13 protein-coding genes are annotated in these 15,287 nt (G+C 69.6%); 3 read left to right on the plus strand and 10 right to left on the minus strand.

From position 1 onward, the window contains the following. Nucleotides 1-180 precede the first annotated feature (180 nt). The 7 genes from ACO1BR_RS26015 to ACO1BR_RS26045 all read right to left on the minus strand — a co-directional run bounded on the left by ACO1BR_RS26015 (nt 181) and on the right by ACO1BR_RS26045 (nt 5,885). Entirely contained in the window at nt 181-537 is a 357-nt protein-coding gene (locus ACO1BR_RS26015; protein ID WP_426797527.1) for a nucleotide pyrophosphohydrolase, read from the minus strand. Next, nucleotides 534-1,964, minus strand: coding sequence for a biotin transporter BioY (locus ACO1BR_RS26020; protein ID WP_426797528.1), 1,431 nt, complete (start codon nt 1,962-1,964; stop codon nt 534-536). Before ACO1BR_RS26020 ends, ACO1BR_RS26015 begins: the two co-directional genes overlap by 4 nt. An 85-nt stretch (nt 1,965-2,049) precedes the next feature. Further along, nucleotides 2,050-2,409 carry a cell division protein SepF gene (locus ACO1BR_RS26025; RefSeq protein ID WP_426797529.1) on the minus strand — a complete coding sequence of 120 codons (360 nt, stop codon included), beginning with the start codon at nt 2,407-2,409 and terminating at the stop codon, nt 2,050-2,052. Between the two features lie 569 nt (nt 2,410-2,978). Beyond that, the gene (locus tag ACO1BR_RS26030) at nt 2,979-3,119 is read right to left on the minus strand and encodes a hypothetical protein (protein WP_426797530.1); all 141 of its coding nucleotides are present in this window, start codon (nt 3,117-3,119) and stop codon (nt 2,979-2,981) included. A 369-nt stretch (nt 3,120-3,488) separates the two neighbouring features. Then, a complete protein-coding gene (locus tag ACO1BR_RS26035) occupies nt 3,489-4,352 on the minus strand; it encodes an ABC transporter permease (protein WP_426797531.1) in 864 nt (287 codons plus the stop codon). Further along, on the minus strand, nt 4,312-5,433 hold the full coding sequence (locus ACO1BR_RS26040) for an ABC transporter ATP-binding protein (RefSeq protein ID WP_426797532.1): 1,122 nt from the start codon (nt 5,431-5,433) through the stop codon (nt 4,312-4,314). The genes ACO1BR_RS26035 and ACO1BR_RS26040 overlap by 41 nt, the downstream gene beginning before the upstream one ends. After that, a complete protein-coding gene (locus ACO1BR_RS26045) occupies nt 5,430-5,885 on the minus strand; it encodes a MarR family winged helix-turn-helix transcriptional regulator (RefSeq protein WP_426797533.1) in 456 nt (151 codons plus the stop codon). The genes ACO1BR_RS26040 and ACO1BR_RS26045 overlap by 4 nt, the downstream gene beginning before the upstream one ends. A gap of 511 nt (nt 5,886-6,396) precedes the next feature. Between ACO1BR_RS26045 and ACO1BR_RS26050 the strand changes: the two genes are divergently transcribed. After that, the gene (locus ACO1BR_RS26050; RefSeq protein WP_426797534.1) at nt 6,397-6,933 is read left to right on the plus strand and encodes a hypothetical protein; all 537 of its coding nucleotides are present in this window, start codon (nt 6,397-6,399) and stop codon (nt 6,931-6,933) included. A 276-nt stretch (nt 6,934-7,209) separates the two neighbouring features. On the opposite strand, the gene ACO1BR_RS26055 is transcribed toward ACO1BR_RS26050, so the two are convergent. Then, the gene (locus ACO1BR_RS26055; protein WP_426797535.1) at nt 7,210-7,809 is read right to left on the minus strand and encodes a CGNR zinc finger domain-containing protein; all 600 of its coding nucleotides are present in this window, start codon (nt 7,807-7,809) and stop codon (nt 7,210-7,212) included. Between the two features lie 919 nt (nt 7,810-8,728). On the opposite strand from ACO1BR_RS26055, the gene ACO1BR_RS26060 reads away from it, so the two are divergent. Continuing rightward, nucleotides 8,729-9,940, plus strand: a complete 1,212-nt coding sequence (locus ACO1BR_RS26060; protein WP_426797536.1) for a cytochrome P450 — start codon at nt 8,729-8,731, stop codon at nt 9,938-9,940. A 294-nt stretch (nt 9,941-10,234) separates the two neighbouring features. Further along, nucleotides 10,235-11,287, plus strand: coding sequence for a type III polyketide synthase (locus tag ACO1BR_RS26065; protein ID WP_426797579.1), 1,053 nt, complete (start codon nt 10,235-10,237; stop codon nt 11,285-11,287). A 293-nt stretch (nt 11,288-11,580) separates the two neighbouring features. On the opposite strand, the gene ACO1BR_RS26070 is transcribed toward ACO1BR_RS26065, so the two are convergent. Together ACO1BR_RS26070 and ACO1BR_RS26075 are read right to left on the minus strand one after the other, a co-directional pair. Continuing rightward, nucleotides 11,581-12,909, minus strand: coding sequence for a class I SAM-dependent RNA methyltransferase (locus ACO1BR_RS26070; protein ID WP_426797537.1), 1,329 nt, complete (start codon nt 12,907-12,909; stop codon nt 11,581-11,583). 153 nt (nt 12,910-13,062) lie between these two features. After that, nucleotides 13,063-15,141: an APC family permease gene (locus ACO1BR_RS26075; RefSeq protein WP_426797538.1), complete on the minus strand. Its 2,079-nt coding sequence runs from the start codon at nt 15,139-15,141 to the stop codon at nt 13,063-13,065. Nucleotides 15,142-15,287: the final 146 nt, after the last annotated feature.

The following is a 15,287-nucleotide window of genomic DNA, read 5'->3' on the forward strand; positions in this document are numbered from 1 at the left end:
TCGAGCCGTGCGGATCAGGGCGCGACGGCGCGGATCAGCGTCAGGCGGCCCTGCCCGGGAGCGGTCGTCCGGCGGTGGACACCGCACGGGCCGGAGGCGGGAGCGGGGGCGCCGGCGCACAAACGAGAGGGGCGGAGCCGCCGCCTCGCCCCGCCCGGCGATCCACCCGCCCGCGTCCTGCTACTCGGCATCCCGCGGCCGGTCCGGCGGAGCCTGGCGGACCGCCGGGAAGCGCGTCTCGTTGCGCTCGATCTTCGCAGCCAGCGCCGTCAGCGCGTCAATGCCCAGCGCCTGGCAGAACTGCAGCAGATACGCCAGGACATCCGCGACCTCGTCCGCGACCCGGGCAGCCGCCTTCGGGTCGGACATCACCGTCGCCGACTCCTCAGGCGTCAACCACTGGAAGATCTCGACCAGTTCCGCGGCCTCGACACTGAGCGCCGCGGCCAGGTTCTTGGGCGTGTGGTACTGCTGCCAGTCCCGGGCAGCCGCGAATTCGGCCAGACGTCGCTGCAGGGCATGAAGATCCTCGCTCATACCCCTAGGTGTAGCACCTGTACGCCGGGCAGCCCTTCGGCGACCGTCGGATCCCGCACCGTCCCCAGGAGCCGGACGTGGCCGCGGTCGGCCATCCGCACGGCCAGCGACACCAGCTCGCGGGCCTGTCTGCGGTCCATGCAGCGGTCCATGCCGTCCGCCATGACCGTCATCTGCTGCTGCGCCGACGGGATCTCCCCGGCGGGATCCATGGCGAGCACCCCGGGGCCGGTGAGGAGGACCAGCGCCAGCGCGAGAAAACGCAGTTCGCCGTCGCCCAGCTGCTCGACGGGCATCTCGCCGAGGGCGCCGCGGTCGAGGACGGCCTGCAGGGCTTGCGGCCCCTGTGCCGTCTGCGCCGCCCGGGCGCCCGCTGCCCCGCCGTCTCCGGCGCCTACCGGAGCTGCGGCGGTGCCGGCCGCCGCGGGGCCCGGCTGCCGGGGCACCGCACGCAGTCCGTCGACGGTTCCGGAGCAGGCTTCCCGTACCGCCGCGACCAGAACGGCATGCCGGCGGGCACATTCGCGGCTCGTACGGTCGAGGACGGCGGAGAGGTTGTCGCAGGACGACCGGAGCCGCCCTTCGTCCCCCTGGTCAGCGTCGCTGCCCCAGCCGCTGGCGTCGCGACCACCGCGGACGGCCTTGCGTCCGCGCGTGCCCGCCGGACCACCGGCCGCAGCCGGACCGCCGGACTTCCTCGACCGGCCCGAGGCACTCGTGCGTGATCCGCTTCCGCGTCCGGAGCCTCCCCCGCCTGACGCACCGTCCGCCGCGGAGCCGTCCTCCGCACCCACCGCCGGCCCCCGCATGGCCTCCGGCCGCGGATCGCACACAAAGGCTGAACGCAGGGCGACCACGACTTGTTCCGCCGCCGCCAGGACCAGCCGCTGACCGGCTGTCTTGCCAGCGACGCGAAGCGGCAGCAGGGAGGTGCCGAGCCGGTCATCGGGGAGCGGCGCGCGGGTCACGGGGGTGGCGCCGGCGGTATGCCAGGCGGCTTGGACGGCGGGGCGGGTCGGGTCGGTGAGGGCGGTGGTGAGGAGTGTCTCGCCGCCGCCGATCAACCGCTCGCCCACGATGCGGAGTTCGGGTTCGGCCTGTACGGCGAGATCGAGCTGTACCGGTCCGGCCGGGCCTTCGACCGTGCACCCGATACGGAAGCCGCGCCGTCCTTGCTGGTCGGGGTGTGCGCCCGCCGGGACGCACGCGCTCGCCCCGCCCGCCACCACCCCGACGGCTCGTGCCAGCGGTTCCCCGCTGCCGAGCCGGGCGAGGATCTCGTACGCCTGCAGCGCACTGGACTTGCCGCTTCCGCTCTCGCCACTGAGCAGGGTCAGCGGACCGAGCGGGAGGGTGACGCCTCGATGGGCCTTGAAGGCGGACAGCCGTAATTCGGTGACCGCCGGTCGTGCACTGTCAGTGTCCATGTAGGGACGCTATGCAGCCACCCGACCGGAGAACCGTTACACCCAACTGCTCTTCCTACGAATGGGGGATGGTGCCCGCCGCCGCTTACGCCACCTCGGTGCCGACGGGCGCCAGCAGGAACACATTGGTGTCGACGCGGTGCATCCCGCTGCCGAGCCCGAAGACGACCCCGCTGGAGAAGTCCAGGATGCGCTTGGCGACGTCGGCGTCGGCGCTGCTGAGGTCCAGGAGCACCGGCAACTGCGCCATGAGGTACTCGGCGACCTCGCGGGCGTCCGCGAAGGTCTGGACGCGGATGACGATGAACCGCCGTGCCTCTTCTGCCGGTTCATCGTCCGGGAGGGCACGGTGGTCGGGCCAGGAAGGCCATTCGCTGCTGCTGCGAAGCGGTACGACCTCGGCGAGCCCTTCCCACTGCTCGTCGGTGGCATCGGGGCCGTTCACCGAATCACCTCATCCAGAGGGGCGCTGACTATCTGCGGTATCTGCATCGCACGATTCTAGAGATAAACCTACAAACGTTGCCGGATGCGACACACGCGGCGCCACAACCTCTCCCCATCCTGCACCATGGCCCCTGACCAGTGCAGACACGCCAGGCAGATATCCTGCGTCGAGTTTCTGTGTGCCCGTTCATCCTCTCTTGTGACGGAGGCCGCTTCCGCCGCGAGCCTTGAGCCCCCGGCCGCTGGCCGCGTGGCCTGCGCGGTCTGCACAAACCGTCGAGGAACCGGCCCGCCACACCCTCGCCCACCGGGGCCGCGGCCGTAACCGAAACCCCGGAGTCGTCCACCGAGGCCCCGAACAGCGTCATCAGTACAGCCCTGTACCGAGACGGACGGCATGTCAGCAGCCATGGGCGCGCTCGCCGACACCGTCGGGTAGCCGCGCGCCACCCGCGACCCGCTGGCGTGGATCGGCGGCCTGCACCGCCCCACATCCTCCGAACTGGGCACACCGGCATCGGAGTTCGACCTCCATCCGCTCGCCGTTGAGGACGTGCTGGAGGCTCATCAGCGGCCGAACCCGGAGCGGCACGGCGCGCCCTCTTCGTCGTACTGCGCGCGGCGCGCTCTCTGGACGATGCCGAAGAGGTGGATCTCGGCGAGGTGCACGTCTTCGTGGGCCGCGGCTTCGTCATCACCGTGCGCCACGGCGGCGCACCCGACCCCTCCGTCGTCCGTCCGGGCGACTTGCGTCCGGCCGGCGTGACGCACCACCTCAGGGCTCCCCTTCACTGGCGCCCCCAGGCTGCCAGGGCCCATCCCGCTCCCCAACCGCCCACCCCGGCCGCGGCGCTCGGAGCGCGGGTCCCCTGCGCCCTTCCCATCCCGCCCGCCTCGCCCTCAAGGAGGATTCCGCAGGCCAGGGGCCCTGTCAGTGGCCTGCCGTACGGTAGCCACATGACTACTGAGCGTTGTTTCATCCCGAGATGTTTCCGCAGACAGCGGGTGCGGGCGGGGCCCGGCTCGCCGTGCCTCGCCCTGCCGCCGGACGGCCGGGCGACGGTGGACGAGAGCGCCTCAGCGCGCCAGACGGCCGAGGAGGGAGGAAGCCGCGGCGATGCCGAGGACCGCGGCGCCGGTGAGAACGGCGAAATCCAGGCCCAGATGGGAGGGGGTACCCAAGAGCAGTCCGCGGAGGGCGTCGACCTGATAGCTGAGGGGGTTAGCCTTGCTCACCGCCTGAAGCCAGCCCGGCATGACCGCCACCGGGTAGAGGGCGTTGGAGGCGAAGAAGAGCGGCATGGTGATGGCCTGGCCGATACCCATCAGACGGTCACGGGTCAGCACGATTCCGGCGATCGTCATCGACAGACAGGAGAAGAAAGCCGAGCCGAGGATCACGGCGACGACCACACCCAGCAGGCGCAACGGGTTCCACGTCATGGCCACACCGAGCAGGGCAGCGATGACGATCACCACCACCGCCTGGAGCAGCGCTTTCACTCCGGCGGCGAACGCCTTGCCCGCAATCAGGGCGGACCGCGGAGTCGGAGTGACCAGCAGCTTGGTGAGGATGCCGGCGTCCCGCTCCCAGATGATCATGATGCCGTAGAAGATCGCGATGAACATGGCCGACTGGGCGATGATCCCGGGCGCCAGATAGTCGATGTAGGGGGTGCCACCGGTGGGGATGGCCTTGATACGGGTGAAGGTCTCACCGAAGACCAGCAGCCAGAGGGCGGGTTGGACGGCCCGGGTGTACAGCTCCGTCCGGTCGTGACGCAGCTTCTGCAGCTCGACCATGCACATCGCGACGACCCGGGCGGGCAGCACCCGCCAGCCGGTACGGGCACGCGGCGGGGCCAGCAGCAGGTCCAAGTGGACTGTGGCAGAGGAGGGTTCAGCCGACGCGAGATGCGGTGCGGCGGGTGCTTCGGACATCGCGGAAGTCTCCTGACTGCTCGTCGAGGCCACTGCCGGCGACGTCCCGGAAGACGTCCTCCAGCGTCGGCTCCGCGTCGGACGAGGGAAGCGAGGGAGGAGAGGAGGAGGGAGAAGGGGAAGGGGCGGAAGGGGAGGAAGGCAAGGACGATGAGGAGAAGGGTGAAGAAGGGGGTGCAGTGTGCGAGGGCAGCGGTGTCGAGGGGAGGGACGAGGATGGGGGTGGGGTGAGGGGCACGCCAGGGGCGGTGGCGGCACGAGCCCGGCGGGCCCGTAGCGCGGAGCGGAGTTCTTCGGGTGTGCCGAGGGCGCGGATGCGTCCGCGGTGCATCAGGGCGACCCGGTCGCAGTACTGCTCGGCCTCGTCCATGTAGTGCGTGGTCACCAGAACCGTCATGCCGGTCGCGGCGCGGACTGCGTTGATGTGCTCCCAGACCGTGGTCCGGGCGATCGGGTCGAGACCGATCGTGGGTTCGTCGAGCATCAGCAGACGGGGCGCACTGACCAGCGCCTGGGCGAGTTCCAGACGGCGGATCATGCCGCCGGAGTACGTCTTGGCGAGCCGGTTGGCTGCCTCGGTGAGGTTCATGGCCTCCAGAGCCTGGGCGACACGGGCCGCGCGCTCACGGCGGGAGACGTCGAAGACCCGGGCGAACAGCTCGACGTTCTCCCGGCCGGTCAGCCCGGCGTCGGCGGACAGCTGCTGCGGTACGTAGCCCAGGAGGCGCCGGACCGCCATGCGCTCTTTCGCCGCGTCGTGCCCGAACACCCGGACCATGCCTGCCGGGACGGGGAGGAGTGTGGTGATGCAGCGGATGGCGGTCGTCTTGCCGGCGCCGTTGGGGCCGAGCAGACCGAAGACCTCGCCAGGCCGGACGGAGAGGTCCACGCCGTCGACGGCCTTGGTCTCTCCGAAGGCGTAGTACAGGGCGCGGCAGGTGACGGCGTCCGGGGACGCAGCCGGGGCGGAGGCATCGGAGGACGACCGGCCGGCCGGCTCGTCCGGGGGCTCGGGGGCCGTGGCGGGGGCCTGGGCGGTGGCGGTCCACGGGACTGTCCGGCCGGGGTCTTCGGTGGTCATGGTCCCTCCGTCTCCTCGTGCAGGTTGTGGGCAAGCCGGCGCAAGGCCGGAAGGGCGGCGGCCAGTGCCGCCCGGTCAGCCTCGGTCAGCCGGGCGACCTGTTCGCGTACGAGCGCGCTGCGGCGGGTCTCCCAGTCGTGCAGCCGCGACCGGGCCTCCGGGGTCGGGTACAGCAGGGCCGAGCGCCGGTCGTCGGGATCGGTCTCCCGGAGCAGGTATCCGGCCCGGCTGAGCTGGTTGACCAGGGTGGAGACCGAGTTGCCCGCGAGATAGAGATCCTTCGCGGCGGCGGAAACCCGGATACCGGGCTGGGAAGCGACCAGCCGCAGGAGTTCGACCTGCGCGCCGCGCAGTCTGGGGGCGGTCAGGCCGCGGCGCAGCCGCCGGCGGATCAGCCGCTGGATTCCGGCCAGTACGTCGGCCAGCGAGTCGGGGAGGTCCCCTGTGGCCACACCGCCAATTTTAGCTCTGAGTGAGAGATAGGGACCAGACGAGGAGCGGGACCGGTGGGAGCCGGGGCGAGGGGTCGGCCGGCGTCCGGCGGGGTGCGCGCGAGACGGGCCGCGGGGGGGCGCCGGTGTCCACCAGTAGTCCGCCCGCCACCCGGATCGCCTCCGATGACGTTGGCCGCATGCCTGTCAGGCGACGGCTACCGGGCGCGGACGGTAACGGCTCCGCGAGCAGGTCGGGTGCGAGCAGCGTGGCGGACGGGTCGGGTACATCCTCCGGCCGTACGCCGAGCAGTGCTCTCGGGCCGTTCAACGACGCCTTGCAGGCGGGCGGCCGGGCGTGGAGGGAAGGCGGAGCGCTGGACGGGGAGTGCGGAACGGCCGTGGAGAGGGTGAATGAGGAGGCGGATGCGAATGGGGATGCGGATGGGGATGGGGATGCGCAGCGACCTTACGGGGCTCGACGAAGGTGCCCCTACAGGTGGCTGACGGGGAGTCGGTATTGTGACGCCACGTGGGTGACAGCACGGTGTGGACTCTGGCGATCGCGGCGGTGACCGGCGGTACTGCGGTACTGGCCAGTTGGGTGACGAGCCGGGGCAGTGCGCGGGCCGCCAGGATCCAGGCGGAGACCGCCGCGCAATCGCAGCGTGCGGAGCGGCTGCGCGAGAGCCGTCGTACCGCGTATCTGGATCTCATTGAACAGACCCATCGGATGGGCGAGTTGTACTGGGACATTTCCGCCCAGCTTCGGCTCCCCGCCTCGGACAACCGTACCCAGGAGCTCAACAAACTGCACGACCAGGAGGTCGCCGGGTACGCGAAGATCCGGCGCTGCGCTCGGGTGGTGGAACTGGAGGGGCCGCGCTCGGCCGCCGCTGCGGCACTCGCCCTCCAGAAGGCGACCGGTCCCTTCTACGAGGCGCTCAAGTCCGGCCTGACCGATGGCATCGACTGCCGCGAGGAGTTCGATGCCGCCTACACTCCGTTCTGGGCTGCTCTGGAGCGGTTCGTGGACACGGCCCGGGACGCGCATCAGACGACGGGCTGAGGGACCGGCGGAGCAGCCGGGCCACAGCCGAGGTGGGGCGACGGGCGCGTTCCGCTTTCCGGATCCGTAGCCGGGCATCGGAGCCGTACCGCGTACTCGTACCCCAGAGGCGGCCCTTCTGGAGTGCTTGCCTGCGGTAGGTCTCCCCCTGGTTCTCGGATCTCCAGCTCTCCGATCTCCGGCTCTCCATGCCCGCTGATCCAGGCCGTCGGTCCGGGCCACCGATCGGGGCCGCCGGACCTACCGCACCCGTGGCTGACGTGTCAGCTCGGCGGCTCAGCCGTTCTGTGCGCGCCGACGTGCACGGTAGGCACGCAGGTTGGCCGCGTTGCCGCAGCTCTTGACGTCGTGCCACACCCCGCTGTTGTTCCGCGAGCGGTCGTAGAACGCCACCCGGCATCGGAGGTTGCGGCAAGTCTTGAGGCGGCGCCGGGTATCGGCCTGCTGCCCCTCGAAGGCGGCGGCCAGCGCCAGCGAGGTCAGCCGCCGCCATCCAGATCCCCGCGGCTCCAGCCGGACCAGCCCGCTATCGCCCAGTTGGAGCGCGGCGGTCGCGGAGTGCAGTACGAGCGCGAGCGCGCCCGGCCCGGATCCCGCATCCTGCGCCTTGGCCGTGGCCTCCTGGAGGTCGTTGCGGAAGGCCCGCAGCTCCGTCAGCCCGTCATCGTCCAGCGCAACCCGGGGCACCCGCTGTCCGGTGACCGCCGCCCACTGCGCCGTCGCCTCGTCGACCCATGCCTGAGCCTCAGCGACCTCGGCGAGCAGATCGGGAATCCGCGGGGCGCCCGCGCCAACGGTGTTGAGCAGATCCTGTACAAGACCGAGGCCGCCAGGAGCGGGGTCCAGGCCGTACCGGGCGGTCGCTGACCAGGACATCGTGGATCACACCTCCTGTGGGAACCGGCGTACGACTGGGGTACGCCCGTCGGGGGCGGCTCATCTTCGCACAGCCGCCGTTGCCAACGGCCAGGGAAGTGGCCGGGCTCGATCGGACCGCCCAGCCGCCTGCGGAACCGGAGGCGTACAGGGCGAGCGGCCCGCCCTGAGGACACTCGGTCCGCGTCCCTTCCGGAGCCCTCCGACGCCCCCACAGCGTCCGTGGCAGCCATGAACAACCCGACATTACTCACGCCGCGTCACCGGCGCCATGGCGATCCGGTTCTTCACGGTGTCAGGTCACCGATGGTGAACGGCTGCCCCAGAAGCCGCCCGGCCCGCGAGCCCTCGGTCACTCATCGTGCACTCCCCCGCTCCACTGGAGCCAGCAGACCAACGATCAATCAAGCCATCAATCGACCGGCCGATCGATCAACCGGCTGGCCGGCTAGCCGTCCGGCATGACTGTAGCGTTCTTGGCTATGTCTCCAGGGGGCCTTGTCTTGGCGATCTCCTCGCCACTGCCCTTCCGGAGCAGAAGGAGTCCGCCGCGCGGACCTGCGGCCCGCGCCCCACGGCACCGCCCGCAGGCGCGGTCGCTCCGCAGCCCCGTCCCACATCCGCCGCTCACCCATCACCCAATCGGTCTAATAATTCGGCCGGGTACCCCGTCCCGTAATACACAGGGGAATTACGGGCGCCACGTACCGGACCCCGTACCCGCGAATTCGGCAGCGAAGGCGGTGCCGCTTCTCGATGGCTACGCTATCCGGGATGAATTGGCGCCCTCGCGGCCGAAAAGCGCGCACATGCGACGCACGGAGAGCATGTGCCGATTGCCGAGGGCAGGTACGTCCTCGACGGTGCACCCGCCGCATCGAGAAAAGCCAACCCTCACACCTCACTCCGGGAGTTCAGAATGGCATCAGAATCCGGCTCCACCGTCTGGGACTGCCCATTCGACTACGCCGAGGCCCTTGAGTTCGATCCGACGCTCAAGCGCCTGCTGACCGAGGAACCGGTCGCCCGCATTCGGCTGCCGTACGGCGAGGGCGAAGCATGGCTCGTCACGCGGTATGAGGACGTGCGCACGGTGACGACGGACCGGCGGTTCAGTCGTCACGCCATCATCGGCCGGGACTTCCCCCGCATGACGCCGGAACCGATCGTCCAGGCCGAGGCCATCAATGTGATGGACCCGCCGGCCAGCAGCCGGTTGCGGAGCCTGGTCTCCAAGGCGTTCGCCCCGCGTCAGGTGGAGCGTATGCGAGAGGGGACGCAGCGGGTCGTGGACGAACTGCTGGACCGGATGATCGAGAAGGGTTCTCCGGGTGACCTGATGGAGGATCTGGCGTCGCCGCTGCCGCTGACGACGATCTGCGAGGTGCTCGACATCCCCGACGGCGACAGCGCGCAACTGCGTGCCCACGCCCGGACGATGATGAACGTCAGCCTCGACAACAAGGAAAACGCCATCCACGCCAAGGCCGAAATGCGCAAGTATTTCGAGGAGTTGACGGCTCTGCGGCGACGGGAGCCGGGAGACGACCTGATCAGCGCGTTGGCCACGGCTCGTCACGAGGGCGAGGTCCTCGACGAGAAGGAACTGACCGTGATGGCCATGGTGCTGCTCATCACCGGTCAGGACACCACCACGTACGAAATCGGCAACCTTTCGTACACGCTGCTCACCCGTCCCCGAGAGCTCGCCATGCTGCGCGAGCGGCCGGAGGCGCTTCCGCAGGCGATCGAGGAAATGCTGCGGTTCATCCCGTTCCGCAAGGGAGTTGGTATTCCTCGCGTCGCCCTTGAGGACGTGGAACTGAGCGGGGTGACGATCCGGGCCGGGGACATCGTGCATGTCTCGTATCTGACGGCGAACCGGGACAGTCGCAAATTCGACCGCGCCGACGAGCTGGATATGGAACGGGAAGGCTCGTCCCATATGACCTTCGGCTGGGGTGCGCATCACTGCCTGGGCGCCCCGCTCGCGCTCACGGAACTCCAGGTCGCACTCAGCACGCTCCTGAAGCGTTTTCCGGAGCTGAGGCTTGCCAAGCCGGCCGAGGAAGTACGCTGGAACAAGACCTCGATCTGGCGCTATCCACTGGCGTTGCCGGTCATGTGGTAGAGGAAACGGCCACGGTGCCGGCGCCAACAGCAGCATGCGGAACCTACTCCCCTGGCGTACGGTTACTCGTAAAGATGACCCACCTGTAGGGGAGAGTTCTTTCTTCGACGGATGGTCCGCTCGCGTCCCGCCCAGGGTCTTGGACGTCAGGCCGCCGGAACGACCGTGATGATATGTCCCGCGAAATGCGAGCACATCACCGCTGCGAGTTCCGTCGGCCGACGAACGGAAACGGTGACGCGAATTCAGAGCAGAAACTGCACTGGCGGACCACATCTGCAAGGAGTGCATCCCATGGCGGTTCTGTGTAAACCGGCGATCGCGGTCCCTGAGTACATCATCACCAGGGAAGACACCCTCGAACTGGCGCGTCAGCTGCACAGCGATCATTCGCAGCTCAATCTGGTGCTCCGGCTGATCGAGCACACTGGCGTGGTCAGACGGCATTTGATCCAGCCGATCGACAAAGTGCTGGAGCACCCGGGATTCGACGCCCGAAGTGCCATCTACGAAGAGGAGTCCAAGGCGCGCGTCCCGGACGTGGCACGGCGGGCGCTCGACAACGCGGAGCTGGAACCGCAGGACATCGACCTCATCATCTATGTGTCGTGCACCGGGTTCATGATGCCGGCACTGACGGCGTGGCTCATCAACACGATGGGTTTCCGGTCGGACACCCGACAGATTCCGATCGCCCAACTCGGCTGTGCCGCAGGGGGTGCCGCGATCAACCGGGCACACGACTTCTGCCGGGCCTATCCGGACGCAAACGTGCTGCTCATCGCGTGTGAGTTCTGCTCACTGTGCTACCAGCCCACGGATGTGGGTGTCGGATCACTGCTGTCCAACGGTCTGTTCGGCGACGCGGTCGCGGCGGCCGTGATGCGGGGCACCGGCGGCACCGGCGTCCGTCTGGAACGCAACAGCTCGTACCTCATTCCGGACACCGCGGACTGGATTTCCTACGCGGTGCGCTCCACCGGATTCCATTTCCGGCTGGACAAGCGAGTTCCGGGAACGATGGAACCGCTCGCGCCCGCCCTGCGTGCACTCGCGGAGGAGCACCAATGGGACGCGGGCAACCTGGACTTCTATATCGTCCACGCGGGCGGCCCGCGCATTCTCGACGACCTGAGCCACTTCCTCGGCGTGCCTCCCGAGGCATTCCGTTTCAGCCGGGCGACGCTCACCGAGTACGGCAACATCGCCAGCGCGGTGGTACTCGACGCCCTTGCGCGGATGTTCGACGAGGCGTCGGCCATCGACGGCCAGCGCGGCCTGATGGCGGGCTTCGGCCCCGGCATCACCGCCGAAATGTCCCTGGGCACCTGGACATCGGAGACGTGACCGGATCCCGGGGGAAGAGAGAAGCACGGCGGCTACCCCTCTTTCCCGACGTGAGAGGCAGGAAAGAGGGGGGGCCGCAGGTCAGTTGCGAGGTGTGACCGCGCTGAGCGGGCCTGCGGACGCCCGGCGCAGCCACACGGGCGTCACGACCAGCCAGAGCAGCGCCGCTGCCCGGCCATACCGGCAAGGTCCCCCGTCGTGGCGGGGCATCCCCATCACCTTGGCGACCTCATGCCCTCCACCGTGGAGGGGGCGGTGGCCTTCGAGGGTGAATCCCGGAACCGGCCGGCAGTTCAGGCGCCCTTCGCGGTCTTCTCCAAAATCGCCACGCACTCCACATGATGCGTCATCGGAAAGAGATCGAACGCGCGCATCCGTCGCGGTGAATAGCCCGCCTCGCGGAAGTAGTTGAGGTCGCGGGCGAGGGCGGCCGGGTCGCAGGCCACGTAGGCGATGCGGCGGGGGGTGAGGGAGGCGAGGTGCTGGACGGTCTTCTTGCCGGCGCCGGCGCGGGGCGGGTCGAGGACGATGAGGTCGACGTCGGTGATGCCGGTGCGGGGGAGGATCTGGTCGACCTTGCCGTGTTCGATGCGTACCCGGTCGAGGTCCTGGAGGTTGTGGCGGGCGTCCTCGACGGCGCGCTTGCCGGATTCGATGCCGAGGACCGCGCCCTTGTCGCCGACGCGTTCGGCGAGGGCGCCGGCGAAGAGGCCGACGCCGCAGTAGAGGTCGAGGGCCATGTCGCCCTTCTTGGGCATCAGGCCCTGCATGACGGCCTCGACGAGGAGGTCGGCGGCCTTCGGGTGGACCTGCCAGAAGCCGCCGTTGCCGACGCGCCAGGTGCGGCCGGCGGCGCGTTCGCGGACGAAGGGGCGGCCGTGGACGCGGTGGACGCCGCCGTCCTTCTCGTCGATCCGGAGGACGGAGACCGGCTTGTCGAGTTCGACGATGGGCAGGCGTCCGCCGGGGCGGGGGGTGAGGATGACCTGGCGGTCGTGGGAGCCGGTGGCGGCGATGGCCTCGACGGTGGCGATCTGCGGCCAGCTGCGCTGCTCGATGCCGAGTTCGGAGACACCGGGGGCGGCGATCATGCAGTGGGTGACCGGCTCGATGTCGTGCGAGCGGTGCTTGCGGAGCCCGGGGCGACCTTCGGCGTCGACCGCGTACTGGACGCGGGTGCGCCAGGCCGGGACCTCACCCTTGGCGACCTTGTCCCCGGGTGCGGGCTCGACGGTGCCGTCCCACCCGCTCTCCTCCGGGGTGAGTCCGGCCAGCCGCGCCAGCTGCTCGGTGATCACCGATGCCTTCAGGCGGCGCTGGGCACCGGGCGCGGGGTGCTGCCAGTCGCAGCCGCCGCACCGCCCGGGACCGGAGAACGGGCAGGGCGCCTCGACGCGGTCCTTGGAGGGGGTGAGGATCTCGACGGCGTCGGTGCGCAGGAAGCGGGCGCCCTCCTCGCCGTCGGTGACGCGGGCGAGGACGCGCTCACCGGGCAGCGCGTGCCGTACGAAGAGGACCTGGCCTGCTTCGGTGCGGGCGATGCAGTGACCGCCGTGGGCGACCGGGCCGACCTCGACCTCGTACTCCTCGCCGACCAGCGACTTCTTGGGTTCCGGCTGCATGGCGGACGAGCTCCTGGGGTGGGTGCGGGAGGCGGTACGGCCGGCCTCCGGGCGGAGGCCAGCCGTCAATTCTACGTCCCCTCGCGGGGTGCCCGGCTCCGGTGAAGGGGGCCGTGGCGCGCGGCAGCGTCGGGCGGTGCCGCGCGCCCGCGGCTACTTCTTGGCCGCGGCCCGTTCCCGCTTCTCGGGCTTCTCGGGCTTCTCCTTCTTCGGCTGGGCGACCGGGCCGCGGCGCACCGCACCCGGGGCGTTCCATTCCGCGCGCTTGCGGGCGCGCTTCTTGGCCGCTTCGGAGGAGTCCAGCTGCCAGGGCACGGAGGTGACCATGACGCCGGGAGTGAAGAGGAGGCGTCCCTTGAGGCGCAGCGCGGACTGGTTGTGGAGCAGGTGCTCGTACCAGTGGCCGACGACGTACTCGGGGATGTAGACGGACACGGCGTCGCGCGGGCTCTCAAGGCGCAGCGACTTCACGTAGTCGATGATCGGCCGGGTGATCTCACGGTAGGGGGAGGCGAGGACCTTGAGGGGGACCTCTATGCCGCGCCGCTCCCACTCGTCGCGCAGCGCCCGGGTGTCGGCCTGGTCGACGTCGACGCTGACCGCTTCGAGGGTGTCGGAGCGCATCAGCTTGGCGTAGTTCAGGGCGCGCAGGGTGGGCTTGTGCACCTTGGAGACGAGGACGAGGGAGTGCACCCGGGAGGGGCGTACGGCGTCGTCGTCCGGGGCGACCTCGGCGGCGATCTCGCCGGCGACCCGGTCGTAGTGGCGGCGGATGGCGGTCATGGTGACGAAGAAGACGACCATGCCGAGGAGGGCCACCCAGGCGCCGTGGGTGAACTTGGTGAGCAGGACGACGACCAGGACCAGGCCGGTGAAGAAGGTACCGAAGGCGTTGATGGCGCGGGAGCGGTACATACGGCGGCGGTTGGCCGGGTCCCTCTCGGCCAGCAGATGGCGGTTCCAGTGACGGACCATGCCGGTCTGGCTGAGGGTGAAGGAGACGAAGACGCCGACGATGTAGAGCTGGATGAGGCGGGTGGAGTCCGCGCCGTAGAGGTAGACCAGGACGGTGGCGGCGCCGGCGAGCAGGACGATGCCGTTGGAGAAGGCCAGCCGGTCGCCGCGGGTGTGCAGCTGGCGGGGCAGGTAGCGGTCCTGGGCGAGGATCGAGCCGAGCAGCGGGAAGCCGTTGTAGGCGGTGTTGGCGGCCAGGAAGAGGACCAGTGCGGTGGCCGCGGCAAGGACGACGAAGAGGAAGCTGCCCTTGCCGAAGACCGCCTCGGCCACCTGCGAGATGACCGGGTTCTGGGTGTAACCGGAGCCGACCGGCCTGCCGTTGCGGAGCAGGTCGGTGGCGGGGTTCTCGGCCATCCTGACGTGGGTGGTCATGGCCAGCGCGATGATGCCGCAGAACATGGTGACGGCCAGCCCGCCCATGAGGGCGAGGGTGGTCGCGGCGTTCTTGGACTTCGGCTTGCGGAAGGCGGGCACGCCGTTGGAGATCGCCTCGACGCCGGTGAGCGCGGCGCAGCCGGAGGAGAAGGCGCGCAGCAGCAGGAAGATCAGCGCGAAGCCGGCCAGGCCGCCCTGTTCGGGGTGGATGGTGTAGCCGGCGGTGGGGGCACGCATGGTGTCGCCCAGTACCAGGCCGCGGACCGCGCCCCAGGCGATCATGATGAAGACGCCGGCGACGAAGACGTAGGTGGGGATGGCGAAGAGCTTGCCGGACTCCCTGACGCCGCGGAGGTTCATCAGCGTCAGCAGCACGATGATCACGATCGCGCTGAGGGTCTTGTGCTCGACGACGAAGGGGACGGCGGAGCCGAGGTTCTCCACGCCGGAGGCGATGGAGACCGCGACGGTCAGGACGTAGTCGACCAGGAGCGCGCTGGCGACGGTCAGGCCGGCCTTGGGACCGAGGTTGGTGGTGGCGACCTCGTAGTCGCCGCCGCCGCTCGGGTAGGCGTGCACGTTCTGCCGGTACGACGCGACGACAGTGAACATCAGCACCACGACCGCGACGGCGATCCAGGGGCTGAAGCTGTACGCGGACACTCCGGCGACGGACAGGACGAGCAGCACCTCGCCCGGCGCGTAGGCGACGGAGGAGAGCGGGTCGGAGGCGAAGACGGGGAGTGCGATGCGCTTGGGGAGAAGGGTCTCCGCCAGCCGGTCGCTGCGCAGTGCGCGCCCGATCAAGATCCGTTTGGGCACGTCGGTCAGTTTGGACACCCGAAGAATGCTAAGGGTTCGTCAAGGTTCTCGCCCACCCGTCACCGGATCAGGTAAAGGGGCACGAGTGGGTTTCGCTGCACAGCCTTGCCGGGCTACGCAAGGAATGCGAAACATCCCCACGACTTCTACGTCTTGCATGCATG

This window comes from Streptomyces sp. YGL11-2 (assembly GCF_050054615.1).
Lineage (GTDB): Bacteria > Actinomycetota > Actinomycetes > Streptomycetales > Streptomycetaceae > Streptomyces.